General features: G+C 61.0%; 21 protein-coding genes and 4 pseudogenes. 12 read left to right on the top strand and 13 right to left on the bottom strand.

Annotation, left to right across the window (positions count from 1 at the left end; all coding sequences use genetic code 11):
- Positions 1-102 precede the first annotated feature (102 nt).
- Complete coding sequence (locus tag WN982_RS26350) at positions 103-825, top strand: CHAD domain-containing protein (protein ID WP_341319428.1); 723 nt, start codon at positions 103-105, stop codon at positions 823-825.
- A gap of 396 nt (positions 826-1,221) precedes the next feature.
- On the opposite strand, the gene WN982_RS26345 is transcribed toward WN982_RS26350, so the two are convergent.
- Positions 1,222-1,569, bottom strand: coding sequence for a hypothetical protein (locus tag WN982_RS26345; protein WP_341318546.1), 348 nt, complete (start codon positions 1,567-1,569; stop codon positions 1,222-1,224).
- Positions 1,570-3,262: 1,693 nt separating this feature from the next.
- Here WN982_RS26345 and WN982_RS26340 point away from each other — a divergent pair.
- Positions 3,263-4,729 (top strand): hypothetical protein, encoded by a 1,467-nt coding sequence (locus tag WN982_RS26340; RefSeq protein WP_341318545.1) that lies wholly within the window; start codon positions 3,263-3,265, stop codon positions 4,727-4,729.
- Positions 4,730-4,986: 257 nt separating this feature from the next.
- Here WN982_RS26340 and WN982_RS26335 read toward each other — a convergent pair whose 3' ends face one another.
- Positions 4,987-5,427 (bottom strand): hypothetical protein, encoded by a 441-nt coding sequence (locus WN982_RS26335; protein ID WP_341318544.1) that lies wholly within the window; start codon positions 5,425-5,427, stop codon positions 4,987-4,989.
- Between the two features lie 93 nt (positions 5,428-5,520).
- Entirely contained in the window at positions 5,521-7,212 is a 1,692-nt protein-coding gene (locus tag WN982_RS26330; RefSeq protein WP_341318543.1) for a phage integrase family protein, read from the bottom strand.
- Between the two features lie 221 nt (positions 7,213-7,433).
- Between WN982_RS26330 and WN982_RS26325 the strand changes: the two are divergent.
- Positions 7,434-7,616, top strand: a pseudogene (locus WN982_RS26325) (DUF2182 domain-containing protein); the annotation flags it as partial.
- Between the two features lie 123 nt (positions 7,617-7,739).
- Here WN982_RS26325 and WN982_RS26320 read toward each other — a convergent pair.
- Complete coding sequence (locus WN982_RS26320; RefSeq protein WP_341318542.1) at positions 7,740-8,318, bottom strand: glycine zipper 2TM domain-containing protein; 579 nt, start codon at positions 8,316-8,318, stop codon at positions 7,740-7,742.
- 505 nt (positions 8,319-8,823) lie between these two features.
- On the opposite strand from WN982_RS26320, the gene WN982_RS26315 reads away from it, so the two are divergent.
- Complete coding sequence (locus WN982_RS26315) at positions 8,824-9,816, top strand: glycosyltransferase family 4 protein (protein WP_341318541.1); 993 nt, start codon at positions 8,824-8,826, stop codon at positions 9,814-9,816.
- A gap of 98 nt (positions 9,817-9,914) precedes the next feature.
- Here the strand turns inward: WN982_RS26315 and WN982_RS26310 are convergent, their stop codons facing one another.
- Complete coding sequence (locus tag WN982_RS26310; protein ID WP_341318540.1) at positions 9,915-10,730, bottom strand: HAMP domain-containing sensor histidine kinase; 816 nt, start codon at positions 10,728-10,730, stop codon at positions 9,915-9,917.
- Between the two features lie 544 nt (positions 10,731-11,274).
- On the opposite strand from WN982_RS26310, the gene WN982_RS26305 reads away from it, so the two are divergent.
- The 8 genes and pseudogenes from WN982_RS26305 (at position 11,275) to WN982_RS26270 (ending at position 18,351) form a co-directional block, all read left to right on the top strand.
- Positions 11,275-11,436 (top strand): hypothetical protein, encoded by a 162-nt coding sequence (locus WN982_RS26305; protein WP_341318539.1) that lies wholly within the window; start codon positions 11,275-11,277, stop codon positions 11,434-11,436.
- Positions 11,437-12,074: 638 nt separating this feature from the next.
- Positions 12,075-12,794: a Crp/Fnr family transcriptional regulator gene (locus tag WN982_RS26300; RefSeq protein WP_341318538.1), complete on the top strand. Its 720-nt coding sequence runs from the start codon at positions 12,075-12,077 to the stop codon at positions 12,792-12,794.
- A 241-nt stretch (positions 12,795-13,035) separates the two neighbouring features.
- Entirely contained in the window at positions 13,036-13,284 is a 249-nt protein-coding gene (locus WN982_RS26295; protein ID WP_341318537.1) for a hypothetical protein, read from the top strand.
- Between the two features lie 183 nt (positions 13,285-13,467).
- Positions 13,468-13,656 (top strand): annotated as a pseudogene (locus WN982_RS26290) (tyrosine-type recombinase/integrase); the annotation flags it as partial.
- A gap of 206 nt (positions 13,657-13,862) precedes the next feature.
- Entirely contained in the window at positions 13,863-14,045 is a 183-nt protein-coding gene (locus WN982_RS26285; RefSeq protein ID WP_341318536.1) for a DUF2934 domain-containing protein, read from the top strand.
- 182 nt (positions 14,046-14,227) lie between these two features.
- Positions 14,228-14,494 carry a DDE-type integrase/transposase/recombinase gene (locus tag WN982_RS26280; protein WP_341318535.1) on the top strand — a complete coding sequence of 89 codons (267 nt, stop codon included), beginning with the start codon at positions 14,228-14,230 and terminating at the stop codon, positions 14,492-14,494.
- Between the two features lie 55 nt (positions 14,495-14,549).
- The gene (gene treS, locus WN982_RS26275) at positions 14,550-18,071 is read left to right on the top strand and encodes a maltose alpha-D-glucosyltransferase (protein ID WP_341318534.1); all 3,522 of its coding nucleotides are present in this window, start codon (positions 14,550-14,552) and stop codon (positions 18,069-18,071) included.
- Between the two features lie 43 nt (positions 18,072-18,114).
- Entirely contained in the window at positions 18,115-18,351 is a 237-nt protein-coding gene (locus WN982_RS26270) for a hypothetical protein (RefSeq protein ID WP_341319603.1), read from the top strand.
- Here the strand turns inward: WN982_RS26270 and WN982_RS26265 are convergent.
- The 8 genes and pseudogenes from WN982_RS26265 to WN982_RS26230 form a co-directional block, all read right to left on the bottom strand.
- Positions 18,300-18,656 (bottom strand): annotated as a pseudogene (locus WN982_RS26265) (hypothetical protein); the annotation flags it as partial. The gene WN982_RS26270 and the pseudogene WN982_RS26265 overlap by 52 nt on opposite strands.
- Before the next feature lie 513 nt (positions 18,657-19,169).
- A pseudogene (locus tag WN982_RS26260) lies at positions 19,170-19,445 on the bottom strand (NAD(P)(+) transhydrogenase (Re/Si-specific) subunit alpha); the annotation flags it as partial.
- An 18-nt stretch (positions 19,446-19,463) separates the two neighbouring features.
- Positions 19,464-19,925 carry a hypothetical protein gene (locus WN982_RS26255; RefSeq protein ID WP_341318533.1) on the bottom strand — a complete coding sequence of 154 codons (462 nt, stop codon included), beginning with the start codon at positions 19,923-19,925 and terminating at the stop codon, positions 19,464-19,466.
- Positions 19,926-19,944: 19 nt separating this feature from the next.
- A complete protein-coding gene (locus WN982_RS26250) occupies positions 19,945-21,429 on the bottom strand; it encodes an ABC transporter ATP-binding protein (RefSeq protein ID WP_341319427.1) in 1,485 nt (494 codons plus the stop codon).
- A gap of 71 nt (positions 21,430-21,500) precedes the next feature.
- A complete protein-coding gene (locus WN982_RS26245; protein WP_341318532.1) occupies positions 21,501-22,427 on the bottom strand; it encodes an ABC transporter permease in 927 nt (308 codons plus the stop codon).
- Positions 22,427-23,506, bottom strand: a complete 1,080-nt coding sequence (locus WN982_RS26240; protein ID WP_341318531.1) for an ABC transporter permease — start codon at positions 23,504-23,506, stop codon at positions 22,427-22,429. Before WN982_RS26240 ends, WN982_RS26245 begins: the two co-directional genes overlap by 1 nt.
- A gap of 8 nt (positions 23,507-23,514) precedes the next feature.
- Complete coding sequence (locus WN982_RS26235; RefSeq protein WP_341318530.1) at positions 23,515-24,627, bottom strand: BMP family ABC transporter substrate-binding protein; 1,113 nt, start codon at positions 24,625-24,627, stop codon at positions 23,515-23,517.
- Between the two features lie 45 nt (positions 24,628-24,672).
- Positions 24,673-25,641 carry a dihydrodipicolinate synthase family protein gene (locus WN982_RS26230; RefSeq protein WP_341318529.1) on the bottom strand — a complete coding sequence of 323 codons (969 nt, stop codon included), beginning with the start codon at positions 25,639-25,641 and terminating at the stop codon, positions 24,673-24,675.
- Between the last annotated feature and the right edge of the window lie 158 nt (positions 25,642-25,799).

Here is a 25,799-nt window from a genome sequence, read left to right as displayed (position 1 = left end):
CGATTGTGGCGTTCCGAGCTAACGAACATGCAAATAAGGCACCAGACCGCTTATGGCCTTTGTTGCGCGGGTAGACGGCCAATGCTGTTTCCAACTCGCTAGCTGAGCACAAACCCTGACGCAGAAGTCCTGCATCGATTGCGTGTGGCGCTGAGGCGATTGAGAGCGCTGTTCTGGGCATACCGGCCGCTCTTAGATCTGCAAGTTGAAGAGAATCAACGGGCGCTATTCAAGCAACTTGCGGACGCGGCAGGAGGGACTCGCGATTGGGACATCGCGATTGAGCTCCATGGCCGAACTGCCCCGAATGCTTTCACTCCGACCGCTCGCCTCATGAATGCGCGGAAACAAGCCTTGGAAACCAGCCGACGCTCGCTCTCGCACGAGGATGCCAGTGCGGCCCTGCAAAATGCAGTTGCGGATGCAAACAGAGCCATAAATGCCACCGGCGATTCGACATTGTTGACGAAATTCGCGAGCAAGCGGCTGGCATCTGCACAACGCGCACTTCACGGGCAGATGCGCGCAGCCGCCCGAGCGAAACGCCGCGCCTATGCCCTCCATGAGGTGCGCAAGTCCGGAAAAAAGGTCCGCTGTCTGCTCGAATTTTTCGGTCCCATGCTCACAAAGCGGGAGTTGAAACCATTAAAAAGCTTAGGCGAGATTCACAGGCGTTTTGGTGCGCTCAACGATATTGTCACCAGTGAGGCCTTGCTTAGCGCTCACCCGGAAATTTTCCCGGATGCGGATGTACATCAGGCCACACTGCGCGCATTGAAAAAGGAGCGAAAGCGCCGCATGCGGTCCGCGGCCAAATTGCTCTAAGCGATGGGGCTTCGGCGCTGCGCGCCCACGCCCACGCCGAAGTCGTTCGGGCAAGGGGCGGTTTCGTTCTCGCCCATGCAGTATTGGACCGTAGCGCATCCGCCTACAGCTACTCGAGCCGCATGGACGGGAACGAGGGGATATCATTGCCTGGCCCAGTCGGGTCGCCGCCCCTATCGCATACGCGCCCACCAATGACTGCGCGATCACCTTGAGCCACTCAGGCTTAGGCATCCTGTTTTGGTGAACCAAGGTACATTTTCTTCTCGACACCGTCGTACGTTGGCAGCCACTCCTTGTCATCGTCGCGAATCGCATGTCTATATTCCGACGCAGATATGAGTACCTGGCCGCTGTACTCATCGCAGACAAGACACAGGGCGTCGAGAAACCTCTTCAAATCGTCAGATAGTGTTCAAAAAGAGCTGCGTGGATTGCCAGAATCAACCGACTCTTCGTGCTGCCGCCGATAATATCTACCGGCTCGTGACCAAACCTGAATCGAAAATCCAGGTCGATCTCGATGTCACGCGAGACATTGGGTGTATTCAGGACATCCATCCATTTGACCGTCAGTTCACGGATCCGCAACCTCAACTTGTTGAACTCCAAATCCGCGCGACCGTTGTCGCCAAGCATGGCGATCCGGTCCTGAAGCCTGGAGCGTTCGTCTTCAAGCTTGATGAGCTTCCATCTTTGCTCCTTCAGCTGATCCACAGCAGCGCGCCGCTGTTCCGTTTCCATGAGTTGGTGTAGGAGATCACAACTAGCGCTAGCCGTGTTCACAGCGGCGCTAACGTGATCACAAACTCTGCTAGCGCAGCTTGCATACGACCGAGGAATTGAATCGGAGCATTGTGCGTCGCTACGCTGAAGCGAACGTGGTTTTGTGCGGCACTGATCTCGGTCCAGCATATTCGCCATCGACTCGGCGACGACTGGAAAGCCAGAATAGTCCTTCATGGAAGGGGTAGATCTGTTTCCTCGTCACGCTTGCGAAAGCAACGATTGCAAGCGGGCGCAAACTTTCTCGAAATGCTCAATCATCGAACGTCGAACTGGATTCCGCGCATCAGCGCGCTTGCTCGACACGCCTCATCGGCGTTTTTGATACGCCTGCCAGCAAGGCGCGCTAGCGGAGTTACTGAACAGTATGCAGCGCGATTGTTGTGCAACTGCAACAGACGCCGAGTCGCCCCAGATCGCCGGATTGCCCTTCCCCAGCAAGGGATACAGCGTTTTCCGCCGCTCGCAAACCTGTGAACACGGCTAGCGAGGTTTGTGTACGCCAACATATGGTGGCGGCAACGACTGCTGAAATTTACGCCCACTCCGGCCGAGCCAGTCCTTTTCTGCTGAGAAGCTAAACAGCCGCATTAGTGGAAATGACGGACACTTCGGCGGCGCTAGCAAAATTAGCGGACACACGGCGGAACATGCGTTGCTGAAACGCAACGGCAGCGTAGGCAGACTTCCGCGCTGCCAGCCTTATTTGAGGCGGGCCACGAGCTTTCTTTCACTAGCGCAAACTATGAACATGGCTATCGGAATTAACGAACATCAACACTTGCTCATACATGCGCACCAGCGCGGCAAAAAAACGCGCCGTCTTCAAAACCAACGTCAGGGTGCGCCACCGTAACAACCCATGTCGAGCGTCCGCTCTTCCGGTGCGACAAAAATGAATCGCGCGGCAAGCAGGTCCGGATCTCACGGCGCGCGCAAACGCGCCATTGGAAGCAATCGTTCTTCCGCCCAGGGCGACGTGGCGCGATCAAACTACGGCGACGCCGTTACGCCTGCAACTTGACGCAACTTTACTGCTGCTGCGACGACGAACTGCGACTTCTTCAGCCTGCCTTAAGGTAGTTCGAGAATACAGCCCGATGTTGTGGCAAGTACGCGGAGCGCGTCATACGCGCTTGCTTCATAAACTTGCTTTGTTATGAAACCCACCCCATGCGTAGCTGAACAATCCGGATGCGATAACGACGCGGTCTTATCGCCAACTTGTAAATCTCCCGTCGCCCGTCGCGACGCAATCCGCGCGAGGCATGGTTTCCATACAGGTCGCGGCGACGAACTCCGAGCGACAGCGGGCACTGTTACTGCCGGTTGTCGACCTCGAAAAGCTTTCCACGAGCGCACAATGGACTCCGACAGCTATGACTGCCGCTGCATTCTTTAGCCGCGCCCGGAATATCTCATTCTCCAACCCGTTTACTCAACACGTTTCTCACGGCATCCGATTTGCCGATTTCACCCAGCCACATCGCATCGCGGGTTGCCCACCGCGAGGCAGCGTCATGCCCTGTGACAGGCGACCCGCTGCCCGACCATGGACACCCCGCGACTCAACTTTCAATGGAGGTTAAGCCACACATCATTACCTAACTGCAGATCTGTCCGTCGAAGCGGGTCAACCTCAGGAGCAATCATGAAATCGTTATTCAAGCCCCGCAGCTTCAGACCACTGGTTTCTCGTGCTGCCAGCCTGTCCGCTGCCGCCTTCATCGCCGCGTTGGCCGCAGGCCAGGCATGCGCGGAACAGCCGCCGCCACCTTGCCATCCGAATCCGAACGCTGCCGCTGACGGCTTGCTGGTGCGTCAGCGCGGTGACATCGCGCACCTGCCGGATCCGCTGCAGGATCTCCTCCAAAGGATGGCCGAGCGGCCCCATTCCTATTTGCCCATTCAGGCCTTTGCCGAGGCCGACAAACCCAGCCAGCTGTTCCAGTATTACCTGCTGTCCACAACAGGATTCGAACCCAATCCGTTCACGACACGATTCCCGGGCATCAACGACCAGGCGATGCTGACGGCAACTGGCGCCAACTGCGGCTTGCCAACCATCGGTGCGGTGCGCCTGGTGGTCGAACCGAAGCCTGGGCTGCCCACTGATCCCAACAACGTTCGTGCCTTCATCGATGTATTTACCGACCTGTCATATCTGTTTGTGATTAACAACGAAAGCGGCTGGTACGAGGGCTGGATGATCCACGATTTACACGTGCCGGATGTCGCACCACCCCGACCCGACGGGCACGCCCAGTTCGGCACAATGACAGCCGCGGACGCGGCCGCCTTGCGGGAGATGGGTACACACAACAACGTGCCGGGCCGGCTATTCACAATGGATGGCAGGGCACCGCATTTGCCCGACGCTTCCGACCACTTCCCCGACCGCCAGACCAATATCGTGCCGATCCAGCTAAGCATGGGGGCGCTTAACTGCATGCAGCAGTCTGATTGTCACGGCTACTGGGAATTCAACTACACGACCAACTGGATCCATCCACTCTACGAGTTGCCTTTTACCGGCGGTATCCCCGGTACCTTTGAAGCCGGCAAAGTTGGCGCGCTCTCGTCACTGATTCCCGGCTCCGGACCGGCAGGCGTGAAGAACAGTCCGATCGACTATGGTGACGATCCGAACAATGCGGCTCCGCTGGGTGGTGCGGGTCCGCGCGACCCCGACCGATTCGACGCGAACGTCGATAACCAGCGGGAATACCGCCAGCGCTTCATCCCGAGCGGGCTGGCCCACGAAATCTACCTGGACACCTATGTGCGAGTGGCATCGTTCGAGCAGGGCACGCCATTCCCGCAGCGCTTGTACGACGCCTATGTGGCCGAAGTCAAACGGGTCGATACCAATGGCGACGGCGTAATATCGGCACGCGAGGGAGACGTGGATACTCCCAGCGATGGGTTCCCGGACAATTCCCGCCTGTTCTTACCGGCGACTTCGTTCCGTCGCTTTGCCGTCACGCGCGAAATCAATGACGGCTCCCTGGCGCCGCGGTTCGCGCCCAGCCAGCGGGCCTGGGTACTTACTGGTGCCGCCATAACCGTAAACCCGCCTCGGCCGGCGTCTGCGGGTCGCGATGCCGACGACCGTTGAAGGCAACTCGTCGACCTGACGGGATGTCTCCTGAGTTGCGAGGGGCGTTCGAACCGTACTGTGCGCTCTCCAGGTAGACGATAAGGCCGCCCAAAAGGCGGCCCTATCGTTGCAGCCTTCCGTTGATGCTGATCATTCAACGGAAAATGGCGAAGACAAGAGGGGTATGAACAAGGTAAGCGCAATTTTCTATCATAAGCCTTTTGGTTATGAAATGCGCCCGGCTTATGCGCGGATCGCCATAAGCGTCTATCCGCCTAAATGCCAGGGCGCCGTCGCAACCCCAGTGCTGCCTCGTCAAGGGCCTGGCTCAAGGCCGGTGTTGGCGTCCATTGACTTCCTTGTACGGTAAAGCGGGCCGTCGCATCGACAACCTTCGCAGTGCCTTTCTTGTCGTAACGGCTCAGGTTGGAGGCCATGAAGACTTCAAACAGCGAGCTACCTCGCTGCATGATCTGACCGACATTGAGACGGCCCTGAGCATCAAAAGTGACAATCACAAAATCCCGATTGATCACGTGCACGGGCTTGCGGTCCACCAACTCAATGGTCAGGTTTGCGAGGCGCACGCGCTGATCCGCAAACTCCGGAAGGCAGTCACTGTCCGGAGTACCGAGCATGTTCCAGTAACGCGTCATTCCGATCTTCCGGATGACGTCGTCCGGCGTGATCAGAAATGTTCGAATCGAGTATCCCATTGCAAAACCTTGGTCGTTGTGGCGGCACAATCGCGACCTCGTTCGTCACCAGGCCGCCTCATTTGGCCAATTTGCGATCGACGCGCTCATACTTTAGGCCTTTCGCGCCTCGAATGCCTGATCGAACTGCCGCGCTCGCTGCACCTCGTCGCTATGCAGATAGGTCGACGTCGTCGAGATCGACGCGTGGCGCAGGTTGTCGCGCACCATGATCAGCTCGGCGCCGCGCGCGAGCGCGTGCGACGCGTGCGTGTGTCTCATCCAGTGCGGGCTGGCGCGCCGCAGCTTCTCAGCGGTTGCCGGCCGTTCGTCCTGGATCGCATCGGCCACCAGCACGAAGAATCGCCTCAGCACGCGCCACAGCCGCGTGCTTTCGATGCCCGCGCCATCCTCATCGAGACTCGCGACGAGAGGCATCGCCGGGTCCCAACGCGCTGGTGTTACGGGCAGTCCGCGCTGCACGAGAGACTGATCGAGCGCGGTGCGGGCGAGCGACGGCAACGCCACCTTTCCGAGCTTGCCGCCCTTGCCGAGCACGTGCAGCCAGTGATCGCCGTGCTCGTCGCGGCGGATGTCGCCGAGCGTCGCGCCGACCAGCTCGCTCGCGCGCAGGCCGGTCGCATAGCCGAAGTCCAGTAGGAAGCGCAGGCGCTGCGCCGCCGGCACGCTCCAGCCGTACGACCACTCGAGGCCATCGGCGAGCGTGCGGATCAGCAGCCATTCGCCTTCGGAGAAACCTCGGGATACGTCCAGTCCGGCACGCCGTGCGTGGCTCTTGACCTTGACGCCGGCGAACGGATTCGCGAGCAGGTAACGCTGCTCGACCAGCCAGCGAAACAGCGCCGACAGGACGTTCAGCGCGTACGCCGCCGAGCGTGCCGAAAGCGGGCCGATGAACGGCCGCCATTCGACGCTGTGTCGCGGTCGCGACGGTCCGATCCAGCGTTCACGCGGCGTCGGCCGCCGCAGGAAACTCCGGTAGGCGATCGCATCGTCGGTGGTGAGCGACGACAGTGCGCAGTCGCGCTCGACGATCGCCCACAGAATCAGGCGTTCGGCTTCTTTCCGGTAAGCGCGCTGTGTGGCCGCCGACTCGTGCAGTGACAGCCAGGACTGAACCGCCTCATAGTCATTCGAAGCCTTGAGCAGGCAGGCGTCCGCCGGGGCGCGGAACTGTCCGCGCGAGCCGTCGACCTCGTGCGGCACACGCAACTGCTCCCACGGCACAATGCTGCCGGACGGCGCCGCGACGATCAACGCGCGCGCCCGTTCGGTCAGCGCGGGATGCGCGGCGAAGAAAGCCTCGATGCGGCGTGCGCCTGCAGCACCGAGTCCGGCGATCACCGACCACCAGCGCCGCCGTCGCGGAATCCGCACGGTCAGGTCGGCCAGCGTCCGGATGCCGTGGGCATGTAGAGCCTCGGCAATGCGTGCGGGCAGCCACAGGTCGACCGGATCGACGATCATCGGTACGGGCACCGGCAGATTGCGCAGCGTCTCGATTGCGCCGGCCACCCGATCCGCCGATGCTGTCGTCGCGCGATCGACGAAGACGCCCGCCAGATCCCCGCGATGGCGCGCCTGCGCGTACGCGACGAGCCGGCGGCGAATCCGGCCGAGCACGCCGCGCGACGACGCTCCGGCTGATCGCCGATCCCCCAAGTAGCGGGCAATGGCGGCCCGCGCGTCCAGGCCGGCGTACCACCCGCGCAGCGCCGCGAGTTCGGCTTCGTCCGGGAAGTTTGGGCCGGTGTGGTCGACGGGTAAGGTGTCACGCGTTTTCATGATCGGCAGTTTAGTTCAAAATCAGAGACGGACTGATAACGTTATTTATCGGTCCAGCATCGATTTTTCGCTCGCCATTTTCTGGCGATCGACCCTGTCAGATGTGCTCAGCTGAGGCGGTATCGGGTGAAAACGACGATGATTGGATGGCGCACCACGCCGACTGATGGTGCCTTCGACCGGGTCGCGTCTGTCGCAAGTCGACCCCGGAGCGGCCATCCGCCCGTCGGGCTCGAACGTCTTCTCCCGGATTGGCGTAGCATGGGTGGATCCTCGGTGCCTCCATATTGGGGCTCGCAGGCGCGTATCAATTCAGTTCGCTCAAGTATCGATGCCTCGACAAGTGCCGGTCTCCGCTGATGTTTGTCAGCGAGCAGTGGCGCGGCGGCAACGTTCGTCGCAACGGCAGACGGTCGCGAAAGTCGCATACTTCGCAGTGAAGGCGTCAATGCAGTCAGTTTCCACCTCCCCTCCGATCAACAAGCTCGATGAAGTGCTGGAGTCTGCGACACTGGCATGCCGACCACTCAATAACGGTCCAGCCGGTTACCGTCAATTCGCACACGGTCGCCCGGACGGAGATCGCCGGGGTTGGCGACATCGAACGAGCGTGACGAGCCGTCATTGACCTGCACAACGATTCGGTAAGCGCTCGGTGTCGAACTGCTGTACTGTTGTCCGATCTGATTTCCGGCCACCGCCCCCCCAAGCGCACCCACCACGGTCGCGACGTCGCGGCCGCGTCCGCCCCCAAACTGATTGCCGACCACACCGCCGACAACTGCACCCACCACTGTGCCCATTACGCTGCCCGGGCTCAGCGCGTTGGCGCTCGCGAGAGGCTGAATTGTCGAAATAACCCCGTACTGAAGACCGTAAGCGGAGCTTGCCGGAGGTGAATTTCGATAGCTGTTTCCGCTATCGACTGGCTGTGGATATGTGGGCTGCACATAAGTCGGCTGGGCGTACGTCGGTTGCTCATAGGTTGGCTGCGCTGGATTCGAACCGTAAGGCATGCTTCCGCCAGGGGCCACGCACCCACTCAGAGACAGGGCCGCGCACAGTGCGATGCAGAAGGTTGGTTTGGCAAAGTAAGCGTTGTACATGATGCCCTCCTTAAGTTCGACACCCCTTCAACAGCCGCGCGACGCCTGGGTCGCGACCAACTGGCGGAACGTGCCGTGGCTTCTGGCGTTCTGTCACAACAAGGACGTGCTACGTTGCGCCGGTCACCGGCTGTCTGCGAATACTTGCCTCGCGGGAACGACCCGGGAATCGTTGGCGCGCGCAGGGTGTAACTCTACGTTCTCACCTGCGGCAGGGTACGTCTGTACGGTAGCGGTCAACGCCCTTCACTCGATCCGTCCCGCTGCTCATGTCCGATCGGGTGGGCGAGCCTGTACATTAGACGGCCGCGTCGAACAAAGGCAGCAAGCGTAGGGCCTTGCCTGAGATGGGCATTGGACGGTAATCCAGGCTGGAACGGGCGAGCGGCTCGAACGCTTCAAGGCTGGCGAGCCGCATCACCTGGTACAAAACAAGCGGGCTCTAAGGCACGGTTATTCTCCTGCTCGTGGCGAATACGATCAATATTGCCGCCGATCTTTCAGCGTGGTGTCCTACCTCACCGAGGCGCTCGTTGACCTGGGGCACGACGTGACCCTGTTCGCAAGTGGTGACTCGCACACGAAGGCGACGCTCGAAGCGGCCTGGCCGCGTGCATTGCGCCTCGCCCCGTCGACCCGCGATGTGCTCGCCCCGCACATGCTGATGCTTGAACAGGTGCGCCGTGTCGCCCACGAATTCGACGTGTTGCACTTCCACCTCGACGATCTGCCGTTCTCGCTGTTCTCCCAGCTCGACACGCCGTCCGTGACAACGCTCCACGGCCGCCTCGACCTGCCGGAACTGCAGGCCGTGTTCGATACGTTTCCGAAGGCGCCGGTCGTGTCGATCTCCGCTTCATCACGTTTGCCGCTGCCGCAGGCAAACTGGCTGGACACCATTCATCACGGTCTGCCGGAAGAGCTGCTCATGCCGCAAACGCAGAAGGAGCCGCAGTACCTCGCTTTCCTCAGCCGTATGTGTCGGGAGAAACGCCCCGATCTCGCCATCAGGATCGCTGCACAAGGCGGTCTGCCGTTGAAAATCGCCGCCAAGATAGACAAGACCGACCAGGAATACTTCAAGTCCACGATCGAGCCGCTGATGTCGCAGGCGCACGTCGAATTCCTTGGCGAAATCAACGAGCAGCAGCCCGCGTTCCTCTCGGGTGCGAAGACGCTGCTGTTCCCGATCGACTGGTCCGAGCCGTTCGGCCTTGTCATGATCGAGGCGATGGCGTGCGGTACCCCAGTGATTGCATTCAATCGTGACTCGGTACCCGAAGTGATTGACCAAGGCATCACCGGTTATATCTGCGAAGACCTGCAGGGTGCCGTAAGTGTGCTGCAACGTCTTGATGAGCTGTCACGTACGGAAATCCGCGCCCAGTTCGAACGTCGCTTCGGTGCCAGAACGATGGCGCAGAATTACGTCGACAGCTATACGTCACTCCTTCAGGCATCAAGGCGCCCGGTGTTGCGACGTGCCGCCGCGGGTTGATCGGCGCCTGGACAGCTTTCCAAAACGAAGCGATGGCGCCGGAATCATGTTTCCACATGAAAAGCCGGACCTATTCAGAAATAGCGTAGTGGATCGAGCTATCGGGTATCCGGACCGGGCAGGCAGACATTCTGACTAGAGTTAGTGACGATGGGCAGCCGGAGCGTGAATTCGCTGCCGGTACCGGGGCCGGCACTGGTCGCCGTCACCGTGCCGCCGTGCGCCTCGGCAATCGCCTTCACGACGGCAAGGCCCACGCCTAACCCACCGGCGCTCGCCGCAAGCGTCCGGCTGGCTTGAGCGAAGAGGTCGAAGACATGTGGCAGGAGCGCGCCCGATATGCCCAGTCCATTGTCCTTGACAGATACAACGAGGTCTTTGCCCTCCGCGCGCGCGGTCACTGTGATGCGACCATCCGCCGGCGTGTATTTCACGGCGTTGTGCAGCAGGTTGTGGATGGCCTGCGCGAGACGGACCGGATCGCCCTCAACGCGTAGCGCCCTGTCCGGAACCTGCAGGGTGAGTATCTGGCCGCGCTTGGCCGCTGCCAGTGCAGCCGCCTCGAACGGATCAGCCAGAACGTCGATGAGGTCAACGCACGTCCTGTGTACGCGGAGCGCGCCGTGGCCGGCTCGCGTGGCGTCCATCAGATCGTCAGCAAGGCGGGCGATCTGGCAGATCTGGCGGTCGATCACGTCAATCGACCGAACCACTTCTGGCCGATCCGCCGACACCCTGCGGATAAGCTGGCTGGCGAGGCGCAGCGGACTCAAGGGTCCGCGAAGCTCGTGCGCCACGACCGCCAGAATCTGATCCTTCAGTTGCGGCGCGTCGACAGGGTCATCAATGGACGGATAGCCGTTGAGAAAGGCGACGGCCGTTTGCCGGAAAGGACGTTCGATCATTTCATCCATCACGGCTGCGTGATGCGCTGCGGCATCTGGCGTTCCGTTACAACAAAGACTTGCCGGGTTACGCCAGTAACCAGCTGCCCGCGAATGCCTGCCTCGCGAGAGCGACCCGAAAATCGCTGGAGCGCGCAGGGTGGAACACAATGTTCTTACATGCGACGTGGCACGTCGGTACGATAGCGGTCAACGACCTGCAGTCCTCGGGATCCTGGCTGCCTACGTGATTCCAGCACGGCGCCCGATTGCACACGCCCTCACGCCTCGCCATCCATTCTTTGGCGTTTCTCTCGAGCTTCGGCCTGACCCGTCAACACTTCGCGCTCAACCCTCCCGCTTTGCAACGGCTTTGCGGGCCTCATTGTCTCTGCGTGTCAGCGCTGCACCTGGCGCGTCTCCCAGCCCGTCGGCGGCCTGCGTCCACTACCGTACAAACAGATCTGACGGGTCGCGATATGATGCTTTCGAGGGTTGACAGCAAGCCCTCGGAACGAGCCGCTAAGGTCGCCGCCAGCTTCCGTCGACCTATCGCACAATCCAGGGGGGCCAGATGCTCAAATTGGTGCTGTGGGCCATATTTGCCGTGCCGGTTTTCCTGGTTGGGCAGCTTGTCGTATTAGCCCTGCTTCTTATCATCGTAACTCTGAACTGCTTCGATAGACTCATCGCACCGCACGTTAAGCGGATCTCTGGTGCCGCCGCGAAGGAGTGACGCCGCGAGAGACTTGTGCGCCATCTCGCGCCACGGGCAATATGCCGCCGTCGCCTATGCGGTGGAGGGATTGAGGTGGCGCTTAAATCTGGCCGATGAACGTGCCCACTACCGTACAAACAGATTTGTTGCGCTGGCAGCATGATTGTTTTCAGGGCCGACTGCGGCTCTCGAGACGTGCGTTCAGGCCGCCATCAACCCTTCGATGAGCGACCTTTTTTGTACAGCAAGGCAGTACGAAAACGAACCCTTCCGGCGCACTTGCGGGCTAAGACCGGCTCTGCCTCCCGGCGATGCGCGTCACTAAAGCGACGACCAATCAGTGACGAGCCTTCGTCCCCAGGGTGAGACGTGCGATCGAGGTGCAGCTTGTAGCGCCCGAACCGACGGATGTTGTGCGTCGGATACCCGCCATCCGCCTCACGGCTCTGAGGGCTCTGGCACATTTCTCAGCACACTTCCTGTTTGCTAATACCAGGTTCGCTGTAAAAAGACAAAAGGCCCACCGACCAGGATCAACAGTTTACGGGTCAAATCAATGCTTTCTGAGTCACCCCACCTGTCCCCAATACCTGATATTGTTCAGCATGACTCTACGAATACACGGCGGCGCCGGACAGGGCGTCTAGGAGTGACACATGCCGGACGAGCATCATCCCAACGGAAATCACCTGCTTGCGGTTCTGCCCGAAGCCGAGTGGGCACGCCTTTCCCCGCATCTGGTGCTGGTCGATATGCCACTGGGGCAGGCTGTGTACGAGTCAGGCGATCGCCTGGACCACATTTATTTTCCAACGACCTCCATCGTATCGTTGCTGTATGTGATGGAGGACGGCGCATCGGCTGAGATTGCAATTGTGGGCAAGGAAGGGCTCATCGGCATCGCGCTCTTCATGGGCGGTGAGACCACGCCAAACCGGGCGGTCGTGCAAAGTGCGGGGCAGGCGTATCGACTGGATGCCCGGGTTCTGAAAGAGGAGTTCCTGCGGGCCGGGCCGGTACAACGACTGTTGCTGCGCTATACCCAGGCGCTGATCACGCAGATGGCGCAGACCGCGGTCTGCAACCGGCACCATTCGATCGATCAGCAACTGTGCCGCTGGCTGCTACTCAGTCTCGATTGCCTGGGTTCGAATGAGCTAAAGATGACGCAGGAGTTGATTGCCAACATGCTCGGTGTCCGGCGAGCCGGCGTGAGCGAAGCGGCCTTGAAACTGCAGGATGCGGGGCTGATTCGCTACTCCCATGGCCATATCGAGGTGCTAGACAGGCCAAAGCTCGAAAAGCGCGTGTGCGAGTGCTACGCCGTGGTAAAACGGGAATTCGACCGACTTTTGCCCGATTTGAAAGCTCTGTAAAAAGCGCGTCGCAGCTTCTGGCCGACTCCCGCCGATCGAGGGTGCGCGCCTCGCACTACCCGTCAAAACGACTTTGCAGGCTGACGCAAATTCTTTAAAAACATAAGCACGCGCAAAAACGTTGGCCGGGCTCATAGGGCTATGAGACTCGCAAACCACTAGCCTACGCAGTTTTGGAACGACGTACACTTAAGGCGCTTCCACACTAACGGTGCGGCGACTCACTCAATGGAGGTCCACCATGGGAGTCACTTACCGCAACTTCCGCGTCGATAGCATTCCTGCCTTCTCAGTCGGTCGCTTCTTTGCGCAAGCGCGGATTTTTCAGGTCCAACCCGCTACCCATGAAGAGACAGAAATCTTCGCGGCCATCAACCTTCCGGATTTTGGGACTGATGCTGAAGCAATCGCGTTCTCGAACAGATGGGCTGTCGGATGGATCCACGAGAATGCTCTCGAAATCGCCGAGGCTAAAGGCGCACATGTCTAGCGATAGGTAGCGGCAGACGCAGGACAACCTTTCCGAATGCATAAAAAAAGCCGCAGACATTCCTGCGGCAAGAACACACACATCGCGCTAGGAGCGCTGACGTCGTTTCATCTTACACACTCCGCCTGCGGCCGCGCAATCCGGGGTTCTCCTACTTCTCGTCGAAATATGACGGCACCCCAACTGGAGCGCGCTTCGGCGCACTGGCTGCACCACAGCGCAGGCTCGCACATGGTCGACCAGCAGGTCGATCTGCGTCTGGTGCGCGACAACCTTGGCCATGCGTCGCTCACCACCACCAGCCAGTACCTGCATGCCGACGACGATCGCCGTCATCGCGAGACCGGTAACAGGCATCGCATGAACTGGTAAGGAGATTGGCCTCAGTGCGGAGGATACTCCTACGAGTAGTGCGGACACAGCAGACGGAGCTGCTTCCGCTTTTCAACAGCACGCAACAGGCTTATGCTGCTCTGATGGACGGTACCGGTGACTGCTTCGAAGCTAGCTGCGGCACGGGTGCGGCGCTCGCTATGTGTACTCCCCTCCCGTCCCTGCGACTAACGGAGACTATTGCAATGAGCGATATGACAATGGAAGAAAAAATCCGTGCGCGCGCGTACGAACTTTGGCAACAGGACGGTTGCCTTGAAGGGTGCGCAGACGAGTATTGGCACAAGGCCCGTGCGCTCGTCGAGAAGGAGATGGCGGTTCACGACGCGGCTGAAACCGGTGATGCGGGCGCCCCGGCGTCGGACTGACCGATCATTCCAACGCATTGATCCAGCTGGCTCTGGTGCAAATAGGAGGGCGGATCGGTTACGCTCGGGGTTTTGGCGAGCGCATGGCAAGCCGATGAGTAAGTTGAGAAGCATCGACAAGTTGTTCGACGGTCGTGATTACCCTGGACGGGTATGCAGCGTTACACCGCACGGTGCGCGAGATGAAAGCCGATGACCTGCTGCCCGAGAGCACGACGTTGCGATCGTCGAAGTACTTGAATAGCCTGATCGAGCAGGATCATCGCAACATCAAGTGCAGGGTCAATGCGATGCTCGGTTTCAAGCGCTTCAAAAACGCCGCCGTTACGGTCTCCGGCATCGAGCTGGTGCGTCGCATTCGCAAAGGCCAGTTCAACCTCACAAAGCTGCACCTCAAAGATACCTGCGCCCGCTGTATGGACGGCGGTCCTTTCAGCTCGCTGAGATGATAAGCAAGCGGGCCGCGCCCCGCTCGCCTTCGCTATTTGCACCAGAGCCCAAAGCATGTCCCGTCGTGGCACTACCAACAAGAACGCGCCGGCCGCTGAAGCGGCCGGCGCGAGCGGACGCGCGACCGCACAGGTCACCGTCGCCGACCTTGATCCGCTCTGGTACAAGGATGCGGTCATTTACCAGTTGCACGTCAAATCGTTTTTCGATGCGAACGGCGACGGCATCGGCGACTTTCCCGGCCTGATCGCCAAGCTCGACTATATTGCGACGCTTGGCGTCAACACCATCTGGTTGCTGCCGTTCTACCCGAGCCCGCGCCGCGACGACGGCTACGATATTTCCGAGTACCGCGCTGTGCATCCGGACTACGGCAATATGTCCGACGTGCGTCGCTTTATCGCCGAAGCACACCAGCGCGGGCTGCGCATCATCACCGAGCTGATAATCAACCACACCTCCGACCAGCACGCGTGGTTCCAGCGTGCCCGCCTGGCCAAGCCTGGCTCGGCTGCGCGTGACTACTATGTCTGGTCCGATCACGACCACGCGTACGGCGATACGCGCATCATTTTCTGCGACACCGAAAAATCGAACTGGACCTGGGATGCGGTGGCCAATGCGTTCTACTGGCATCGCTTCTATGCGCACCAGCCGGACCTGAATTTTGATAATCCGCAGGTGCTGAAAGCGATGCTCGGGGTGATGCGTTTCTGGCTCGACATCGGCGTCGACGGGCTACGGCTCGATGCGGTGCCCTATCTGGTCGAACGCGAAGGCACGTCGAACGAGAACCTGCCCGAGACCCATGCGATCCTCAAGCAGATCCGTGCCGACCTCGACCAGCGCTATCCGGCTCGGCTGTTGCTCGCCGAAGCCAATATGTGGCCCGAAGACGTGCGCCCGTATTTCGGCGGTGACCCCGAGCAGAAAGACGCGCCCGGCGACGAATGCCAGATGGCGTTTCACTTTCCATTGATGCCGCGAATGTACGCGGCGCTGGCGCAGGAAGACCGTTTTCCCATTACCGATATCCTTCGCCAGACGCCGGATATTCCGCCGAACTGCCAGTGGGCGATTTTCCTGCGCAACCATGACGAGCTGACGCTCGAAATGGTGACCGACAGAGAACGCGATTATTTGTGGAATTTCTACGCGCCGGACCTGCGCGCGCGGATCAACCTCGGCATCCGGCGCCGGCTAGCGCCGCTGGTCGAACGCGACCGGCGCCGGGTCGAATTGTTGAATTCGCTGCTGTTGTCGCTGCCCGGCACCCCGGTGCTGTACTACGGCGACGAAATCGGCATGGGCGACAATATTCATCTAGGCGATCGCGACGGTGTGCGCACCCCGATGCAATGGTCGCCGGACCGCAACGGCGGCTTCTCGCGCGCGAACCCGGCAAGTCTGGTGCTGCCGCCCATCATGGATCCGCTATACGGCTTCGAGGCCGTCAACGTCGAAGCCCAGAGTGCCGACCGTCACTCGCTGCTGAACTGGGTGCGGCGCATGCTGGTAGTGCGCAGCCAGCATCGCGCCTTCGGTCGCGGCACACTGAAAATCCTTTACCCGAACAACCGCAAGGTGCTCGCCTATCTGCGCGACTACAAAGCGCCGGGCGCCGACAGCGGCAGCAGCGCAGGCGAAGAAGAAACGCTGCTGTGCGTGGCGAATATGTCGCGCGCCTCACAGGCGGTCGAGCTCGACATGTCGTCGTTCGCCGGCCGCGTACCCGTCGAAATGATAGGCGGCGCCGCGTTCCCGCCGATCGGCCAACTGTCCTATCTGCTGACGCTGCAACCGTACGCTGTTTATTGGTTCGTGCTGAGCACCGACCCGCAGCTCCTGGCGCTCCGCACGGCCGGCCTCGCCAGCATGCCCGAACTGACAACGCTGGTGCTGCGCCAGGGCATCGCCGATGTGTTGCGCGCCCCGGTACGCCATACGCTGGAACAGGACATCCTGCCGGCCTACCTGCAGATGCGTCGCTGGTACGCGGCAAAAAATGAAAAGCTGCAGCAGACCCGGATCGCAGTCGCAGTCGAGCTAGGCAACACGACGCAGTCGATGCTGCTGGCCGAAATCGAGACGCGCATGAGCCGCGACACCGCCCGCTACGTGTTGCCATTCGGGTTTGTCGCCGAGGGTGAAGCGGCCTCGGCGCTGCCGGAGCAACTCGCGTTGGCCCGCGTGCGGCGCGGCCGCAAGGTCGGCTTCCTGACCGACGCATTTGCGCTGCGCGGCTTCGTGCTGCGCATGTTCGAACTGACACAGACCGGCGCCACACTAAGCTGCAGTAACGAGGCCGAAGGTGAGCTGCGCTTTATCCCGACTTCGCGGATGGCCGGAGTCACCTTGGCGGACGACGTGGAGATCCGTTACCTGTCGGTCGAGCAATCGAACAGCTCGGTGGTGATCGGCGAGCGCGCGATACTCAAGTTGATCCGGCGGGTCCTGCAGGGCATCCATCCGGAAGCGGAAATGGCCCGCTACTTGACCGATGCCGGCTTTGCCCATATTGCGCCGCTGCTCGGCGAGGTTTCGCGCATCACGCCGGATGGCACGCCGACCGTGCTGGCGGTGATCCAGGACTTTATCGACAATCAGGGCGATGCCTGGCGATGGACGCTCGATGCGCTGGCCCGTGTCATCGCCGATGTCGCCGATACATCGCTGGTCGGCGCCGAACCGCTGGCACCGGGTGACGCCACCGACACCGCGATCGTCAGCGCAGCGGCAACCGACGCCCTGAACCATGCGGTCGCCCGCGCACTGGACGAATTTGCGCGGATGGCCAAAATCCTCGGGCGGCGACTGGGTGAGTTGCACACGGTACTCGCGCGCGACACCGACGATCAGGCCTTCGCGCCGTATTGCGCCGGCCCCGGCGACGCGCGCGAATGGGCCGACTCGGCGCAGCAGCAGATTGCGCGCGCGCTCGATGTACTGTCGGCCCTGCTGGCGGCGGCGAAGGCGGATAGCGGCAGCGTGCTGAGCCAGCCTGAGCTCGAGATGGCCGGCAAACTGATCGGACTGCGCGCGACATTGCTGCAAGCCGTGGTCAAGCTCGCCGAAGGCGGCGAGGGCTCGCTCTGCATGCGGATTCACGGCGACCTGCATCTCGGCCAGGTCCTGGTCGCGCAGGGCGATGCTTATTTCATCGACTTCGAAGGCGAACCGGGCCGCGCACTGGCCGAGCGCCGCGCGAAAACCAGCCCGCTGCGCGACGTCGCCGGCATGCTGCGGTCTTTCTACTATGCCGCAGCAATCGCAGGCGGCACCGGTCTGGGCGACTTGACCGACGCCGCCCGCGCTCGCAAGCAAACACTGATCGAACGCGTCCTGCCGGTGTCGCAGGACGCATTTTGCGCGGCCTATGCCAAAGCTGCCGCGAACCTCCGCCATGACTGGCGCACGCCCGCCGATGCCGCTGCGCTGCTCGATTTGTTCACGCTCGAAAAAGCCGCCTACGAGGTCTGCTACGAAGCCGCCAACCGACCTGCATGGATCGGTGTGCCGCTACGCGGCCTCGCCGAGCTGGCCGACCGACTCCTTACCCAAGGAACCTCACCATGATTGACGACCCGAGCGCTCCGCAGAGGGGCAAGGCGCGAACGTGATGGTTTTTCCGCAAGGCGGCATATCCCCGAACGGAAGCCTCCAGCCGCACAAGCCGGGTCTCGAATGGCTCTGGCGGAACACGGGCGCTACGTTGGTGGAAATCAAAATCGCGGGTGCCGAAAAGAGCAAGCTGTTCGCGAAGTCCGGTTCGCAATGGTGGCCGAAAATCACGCTGACCGTCGATCATGAAAATGCCTTTGCGAGCGGCGGCATTCTCCTTGTCGAGCACGGATAGCCAGAGAGCGTGCAAAAGTTGGGGAGGCAGATTTCGTCAGGGATCCCTGGCTTACGGCACGGTTGCACGGTCTGTTCTGTCCGTCGGCGGCTGCCTGCCGACGCTGGCCCGATGCATTTGCCGTAATCCGTGTCGGCAATCTTGAACGCCGAGATGCGACGAGGCGAGAATTCCCCGTTCAAAACCGCAACCCTGACCTGCGCCATGCAGTGCGCCCCTTCGTCCGTCCAGCGCATCTGTCGCTTCTTGGCCATACGGTAGCTGACAACCTGGTTCACCGCGGACTCGGCGATGCTGCTGCTGATCGGAAGCCCTTGCGATGCCGGGCGCCGTAGTTGTTGGAGTTCGTTAATTATGCTAATGGCGTTCATTGAAGCGCTAGTAGTGTCCATAAATTCTGCTAACGCAACTCGGCTGGGGTCCGCAGCTGATTCCCGTCATTTGCGACGCGATTTCCCTACGGACTACGGTCACCGGATGGATGAGGACGACCGCCTGTCACCCGCAGAAAATGCTTAGCGTAAGCCATATTCTTGGTCGGCCTCACGCTGCGGCGGGTCATCTACGACACACTCCAACGTTCAGGGTCGTTTGTTCTCGCCTGATCTCGCGCGTCAAGCTCGATACGCGTTAGCAGAATTAAGGGACAAGCCGAACGCGCTAGCAAAAATAGTGAACATTCCGTCGCACGTTGCTTAAGCGCAACGTCAACAAGTCAACGAGAAATTCCCGCTCAGCCCCGCCGCACAAGCGGTTGCAGCTCGTCTTTCATTAGCGCAAGGTATGGACACCATTAGCATAATTAACGAACAACAACACATGCCGATGAGCACGGCGCCCGGCTTGAGCATCGCAAGCTCGCTTGCGCTGGGCGATTGCACCTTGAGGACGATCTCGGCGGATAAGGCCGTGGCGGCATCGACGATTTCCGCGCCCGCCTGAGCGAACGCATCGTCGATATAGCTTGCCGGCAAGCCCGCGCCGCGCTGGACAGAAACGCAACATCCTTGCGTGACGAGCTTTTTGACCGTTTCGGGCGTGGCAGCGACGCGTTGCTCACCGCTCCTCTGCTCCTTCGGAATTCCGATTCTCAACTGAGTCACCTTCTTCACTTATCGACCGTACGGGGCGGGTCGCGCTAACGCTTGCCTTCCGTCTTGTGCACGCTCCAGCGCACAGTAGCCGTAATACATCGCCACCATGAAGTACGCCCACGAACACAGAGCCAGCGTATAAAAATTGAACACAACGTTCGTCTCTTCTCCCGGAATCTTGTAGAAGTCGTAGATTCCCGCGATGGCGAGCGAAGTGACCAGGGCTACGACCATGGCCATCGCACGGAACATCGCCCCGCTACTTATCAGTCTCACGATGAAGTAGACGAGATAGATCGAAAGTAAGATCCACATGGTCAGGTAGTAGTAAGGAAGGAATCCCGCTATGAAATCCGCGCCCACCAGAACGAATGTCCCAGCGAAGCAAGTCGCGAAGACCAGCACGTCTTGACGAATCGATGGCTTGTAGCCGTGTGTTATCGCCATCAGACCTGCGACGTTCGCCATGTTCGTCATCACGATTGCTCGCTGCTTGTCGCTAACGAATGGAATCGCCGGCCATGTAGTTGCCGATGATATGTTTTTCCGCGTGCTCCGCCGGCACCTCGTAGACAATGCGTCCGCCGCTCATCACGACAATGCGGTCGACGAGTTGGAGCAGCTCGTCGAGGTCTTCCGAGATCAGCAAGACCCCCGCTCCCCTATTGCGGGCTTCGAGTATCCGATTGTGCGTTTCCTCGCAGGCCAGGAAATCCAGGCCGAACGTGGGATTCGAAGCGATGAGGACCCGGACGTCCTGCGTCAGCTCGCGCCCGAGCACCGCGCGTTGCACGTTCCCGCCCGATAGCGTGTTCATCCGGACGTCCAGCCCGCCCGCCTTGACCTTGAATTGCTTCACGAGGCGGGCGGCCTGGGCATGGATCGCCCTGCGATTCAGAAAGAATCCCTTGCGGATCGGTGGCCGATCAAAATTCCGCAAAGCGAGGTTCTCGGCCAGAGACATGCTTGCCACGCAGGCGTTCTTCAACGGCTCTTGCGGGAGCCCATAAACACCAAGCGCCGCAATCTCCTTGCGCGATCCATGGAATCGCTTCGTGCCGACGCGAATTGCCCCGTGACTGCTGCGCTGGCCCATCAGGGCTTCCACCATTTCGGTCTGTCCATTGCCCGATACCCCAGCTACGCCGACGATCTCGCCTTTTTTCACGTGAAGATCGATACCCTTCACCACGTCGAGGCCAATGTCGCCCTTGACCGTCAGGTTTTCAATGGCGAGGATCCGCTCCTGAGCGCAAACCGGTCTGGCCTTGCGTTCTTTCTCCTGTGCCCGAGGGCTTCCGATCATGGCTTCCGCCATCTCGCCGTTCGACAGATCGCGCACGGCGCCACGGTGCACCGCAGCCCCCTTTCGCAAGATCGTGACGTTGTCGGTATATCTGCGCACCTCGTCGAATTTGTGCGTGATCAGGATTGCGCTGAGCACGCCCGTAGACGCCAGTTCGCGAACATAGCCGAGGATCTGCTCCGCTTCGTCAGGAGTAAGGACGGATGTCGGCTCGTCGAGAATGAGCAGGCGCCGGCCGAGATATAGCTGCTTGATCAACTCCGCCTTCTGCTTTTCCCCCGCCGACAGTTGCGAAGTGCGGACATCAAGATCAATCGAAAACGGCAAGCCGTGCGTAATCGATCTCAGCCGTTCCATTTCACGGCGCCAGTTGATGAGTCCAGGCAGCTTTGCCGCGCTCGCGACCAGGTTCTCCGCAATGGTCATCGACGGCACCAGCGTGAAGTGCTGATAGACCATGCCTATACCCAGCGCATCCGCGTCCTTCGGCGATGCGATCTGTTTCGCCTCGCCGTCGACGGCAATCGCGCCTTCGTCAGGTTGATAAAACCCGACCAGGCATTTGACGAGCGTGCTTTTCCCTGCGCCGTTTTCCCCCAGCAACGCGTGAACGGTGCCGGCCTTGACCGATAGGGAAACACGATCCAGCGCGGTCACCGCTCCGAAGCGCCTGGTCATGTCCGTGATGTCGAGCCTGAGTGCGCTCATGCCAAACTCCTGGTTGGTTCGCCGATCGCGAAGTGCCGTATTTAACGATGGAGGTTGAGCTCGCCGGGCGCATCCGCGAAGGGCGCTGCGCGCGAACTGGATGCGATCATGATCGCCAGCGTCAACACGTAAGGCGCCGCGTTGAACAGATAGTAGTAGCCGGTGATGCCCATGCCCTGCAGTGCGGGGCCGATTGCGCCGGCGCCCCCGAACAGGAGCGAGGCGCACAGGGCGCGCAGCGAGCGCCAGCGAGCGAAGATGACGAGAGCGACGGCCATGATGCCCTGCCCGCTCGACAGGCCTTCGCTCCAGCTCCCGGGATAGGACAGCGAAAGAAAGCTGCCGCCGATGCCGGCAAGAAAGCCGCCCGTCATCGTGGCGAGGATCCGCGTGCGAAGCACCGGAAATCCCAAGGCTCTCGCGGCGTCCTCGCTGTCTCCGACGGTTCGCAGCATCAGCCCCCATCCCGTGCGGTTCAGAAACACGTAGATGCCGAACGCCAGCGCGATCCCAACGAGAAACAGTGCATTGACGTCGAGGGCCGCGCGCAGCTGCGGAACGTGCGACCAGAGGCCGAGATCGATCGACGGCAGCGAAGGCGCTTTCGGCTCGATATACGGCTTGCCGAGGTAGAACGCGAGGCCGGTGCCCAGTACCATGAGACTGATGCCGATCGCGGTGTCGTTCACCCGCTTCACGCTGCACAGCAGGCCGTGCAAGGCGCCCAGGAACATGCCGGCGAGTCCCGCCGCGAAGACGCCGAGCCATGGCGATCCGCTCAGATAGGAGACGGCATAGCCGGCCATCGCCCCCAGAACGAGGTTGCCCTCCAGGCCGAGATTGATACGGCCGGATTTCTCGGTGATGCATTCGCCGAGGCTGACGAAAATGAAGGGCGTCGACACGCGGATCGCCCCGCCCAGGATGGCCAGCGGCAACGCCGCCCAACCGATTGAAGTCACGCTCATCATCCCCTCCGGTCCGCCTGAGCATAGGTTTGAGAAAGTGCGTCGGCCACCAGGACGCAAACGAAGATCAAGCCCTGAAACACCAGAATCGTGGCGTCGGGAAGGTCGAGCCGGCGCTGCAGCAGGCTTCCGCTCGCCTGGAGGCCACCGATGAGGCAGGCGACCGGCACGATGGCGAGCGGGTTTTGCCGGGCGAGAAAGGCGACCAGAATGCCGCTGTTGCCGTACCCCACGATCAACGATGAATTCGCGGTGCCTTGCACGGCAGCCACCTCGATCGCACCCGCGAGACCCGCCATGCCACCGGCGATCGCGGCAATGCCGACAACCCAGCAATTCACCGATAGCCCGATCATCCTGGCGACCTTCGGGCTTCCGCCCACCACGCGAAGCGCAAAGCCGACGAACGTATACTTCAGGACGAAATACGCGAGAACGGCAAGCGCGACGCTCACGAGCAGTCCGGCATGCACGTTGAGGCCCGGGATGGCCGGCAGCATGTAGCTCGGGTCGATCGGGTGCGTCGACGGCTTGTCGAGGCTCGCCGGATCGCGGAGCGCGCCTTCCGTCAGGTGATGGAAGATCGCGATGCCGATGTACGAGAGCAGCAGGCTCGAGATGGTCTCGTTGAGCCCCCGGTACTGCCGGAGGAAGCCGGCAATGCCGAACCACAACGCACCGGTCGCGACACCCGCGCCGAGCATGGCCGCTTGCATCAGCCACGGCGATGCGCCGGCGAACGGCAGCGTCACGACGGCGCCGGCCAGCCCGCCGAGCACCAGCGCCCCTTCCCCGCCAATCATCACCATCCCGGCCTGCGCCGGCAACGCAACCGCGAGGCCGACCAGGATCAGAGGCGATGCGCGAACGAGCGTGTCCTGCCAGGCGAACGCACTGCCGAAGCCGCCGACAAAAATCAGCGAGAAGACGTCGACAGGATTGTTTCCGCTCGACGCGACGAAAAGCGAGAACAACGCGGATGCCACGAGAACGGCAATGGCGGGAAAGGCGATGCCGGAATGCATGCGCCCGGGCCGCGCGATCGTCGCGGCGGATTTCACCATAACGGTCTGATTCATCGCGGCTCCTAGACTTCGCCGATCACGCCGTCGACGAGATAGTGAATCGTGTCGAGCGCGCGATCGCTGTCGCGATAGACCGTGCCGGCCGGAATCACGACATTGCCTTTGTTGTCCGACAAAGGACCGGAGTAGATCACGCGGCTGCCGGATACCAGCTCGGCATGGACCTTGGCGACGGCGTCACGAACCTTCTGCGGCACCGCGCTGCCGAACGCGGTATTGCGGACGAACTTCTCGGCAAGGCCGCCGCGGAGATAGTGAACCGGCTTTTGTCCCGCCTGAACGCCTTTCACGTATTCCATGTACGGCATGATCCAGTTCCACTCCGCGCCGGTCAGGAAGCCCTTGGGCGCGACGTCGGCCTGGCTCGAGTGATACCCGATGGACATCACGCCGCGCTTCTCCGCGGTCTCGACCACGACCTTGGGACTGTCGACATTGCATGCGATGACATCGACGCCCTGGTCGGCAAGCGAATTCGCGGATTCGGCTTCCCGCACGGGAAGCACCCAATCGCCGGTGAAGATCACGCGAACCTTGATGCCCGGATCGACCGACCGGGCGCCCAGGGCGAATGCGTCGATGCTGCGAATCAGGTTCGGCGTCGGCTTGGCCGCCACGACGCCCAGCTTCTTCGACTTCGTCATGTGGCCCGCCGTAACGCCCGCGAGATACTGGGCGGCGAAGATGTATCCGTAGAACGTGCCCACGTTGTCCGGCATGCCGGGCGCCCAGACACCGCCCGTGTGCGCAAACGTGACGTCCGGGTATTTCCTGGCCATCTCGAGCACATGCGGCTTGAAGTAGCCGAACGACGTCGCAATGATCAGCCTGGCGCCGTCCTGGACGATCATCCCTTCCATGGTGCGCTGTGCGGCGATCGTCTCCGGTACGCGCTCCTCCTCCACGACCTTGGTCCCGGGGACTTTTTTCAGCTCTGCGGCAGCCAATGCATGCGACTGGTTGTATCCGTAGTCCTGCCTGGAGCCGGAATACAGAATCCCGACCGTAAGGGGGCCGGCCGCCGCCCTCGCGAGGTCGCTCATTAGCGTGGACGATGCGGCAGCGCCCGATGCGGCAAGCAGCTTGAGAAATGTACGTCGGTCAAATGCGGTCATGGCGGTCTCCCTGAATAGACGATGCAAACGTAAGGGGGTCACGATTCAGCTCGAAAGAACTGCGGTGTTCAATCCGGGGGCATGGCAGCGAACGAGATCGCGTTCCAGTTCGCGCACCTGCGCGCCGGAGAGGGGCTGAACAGGCGGGCGGACAGGCCCGCCCGCGAGGCCGATCAATTCACACCAGTGCTTGAGCGCGGCGTTCGGCATGTGGCCGTCGATGAGCGGGTCCATGACCCATTTGTTGAAGACGCTTCGCAACGGCGACAGCGCTTCGTGCTCGTCCATGACCTGGCCGGCGTCGAGTCCTGCGTCCAGTTTCGCGACGTAGTCGGCGATCGGGCGGTAACCGGGCACCTGATAGAGATAGGGCTCGGGGTCGGCGTAGAGGATGCGTTGCCCATGGTCCAGACGATTCCGGAGGTAGTGCTCTTCGAGCGGGTCGGAGACCACGACGCCGTTCCGCGCTGCCGCCCGGAGCTGCAAATTCTCGCGGTAGGCGGTCGACTTCAGGATCGTGACCTGCGGTATTTCGCATACCTTGGCGAATGACGCGGGCGAAAGGGCCGTGCCCGCCGCCGTCGCCGCGTTGAAAAGCACGATCGGCATATCCAGGCGCTCGCAGATCAGCCTGAAGTACGCGAGCTGCTGTTCGTCGGAACGCGAGCCCGAGGTGGGAACCATCAATACCGCGTGATCCGCTCCGGCCGCCTTTGCATGCCGGCCGAGATCCACTGTCTCGTTCACCGACGCCGCCGTGATGACGACCGACACGCCCAATCGATCGCGTCCTTCATCGCACAGAATCTCAACGATCCGCTTGCGCTCCTCAAGGCTTAGCGCCCAGACCTCCCCCATCAGGCCGTTGCAGAAAACGCCACGCAATCCGATCTCGACGTAGCGCCGAACGTTGTGACGCAAGCCGGCTTCATCCAGCTCGAGCGATGACTGAAAGGGCGTATGGATCGCTGCCCAGAGCGGGGTCGGCGCGGCGCCCGGAAGGAATGAATTCACGCGTTTCTCCAGTCACTAGCTATGGTCATGATCATCATAACTATCATGATAAATAGGATGAACTGGATCGTATATACTCAAATTCCGGGAGTCAAGGGACTGCGGGATTATCCGGATAACCCACCTTTTCCCCATAAAGATCAACGGAGTAGGCAAAT

The organism is Paraburkholderia sp. IMGN_8, assembly GCF_038050405.1.
Lineage (GTDB): Bacteria > Pseudomonadota > Gammaproteobacteria > Burkholderiales > Burkholderiaceae > Paraburkholderia.
Note: the sequence above shows the minus strand (reverse complement) of the source record. Positions and strands in the feature narration are given on the sequence as shown.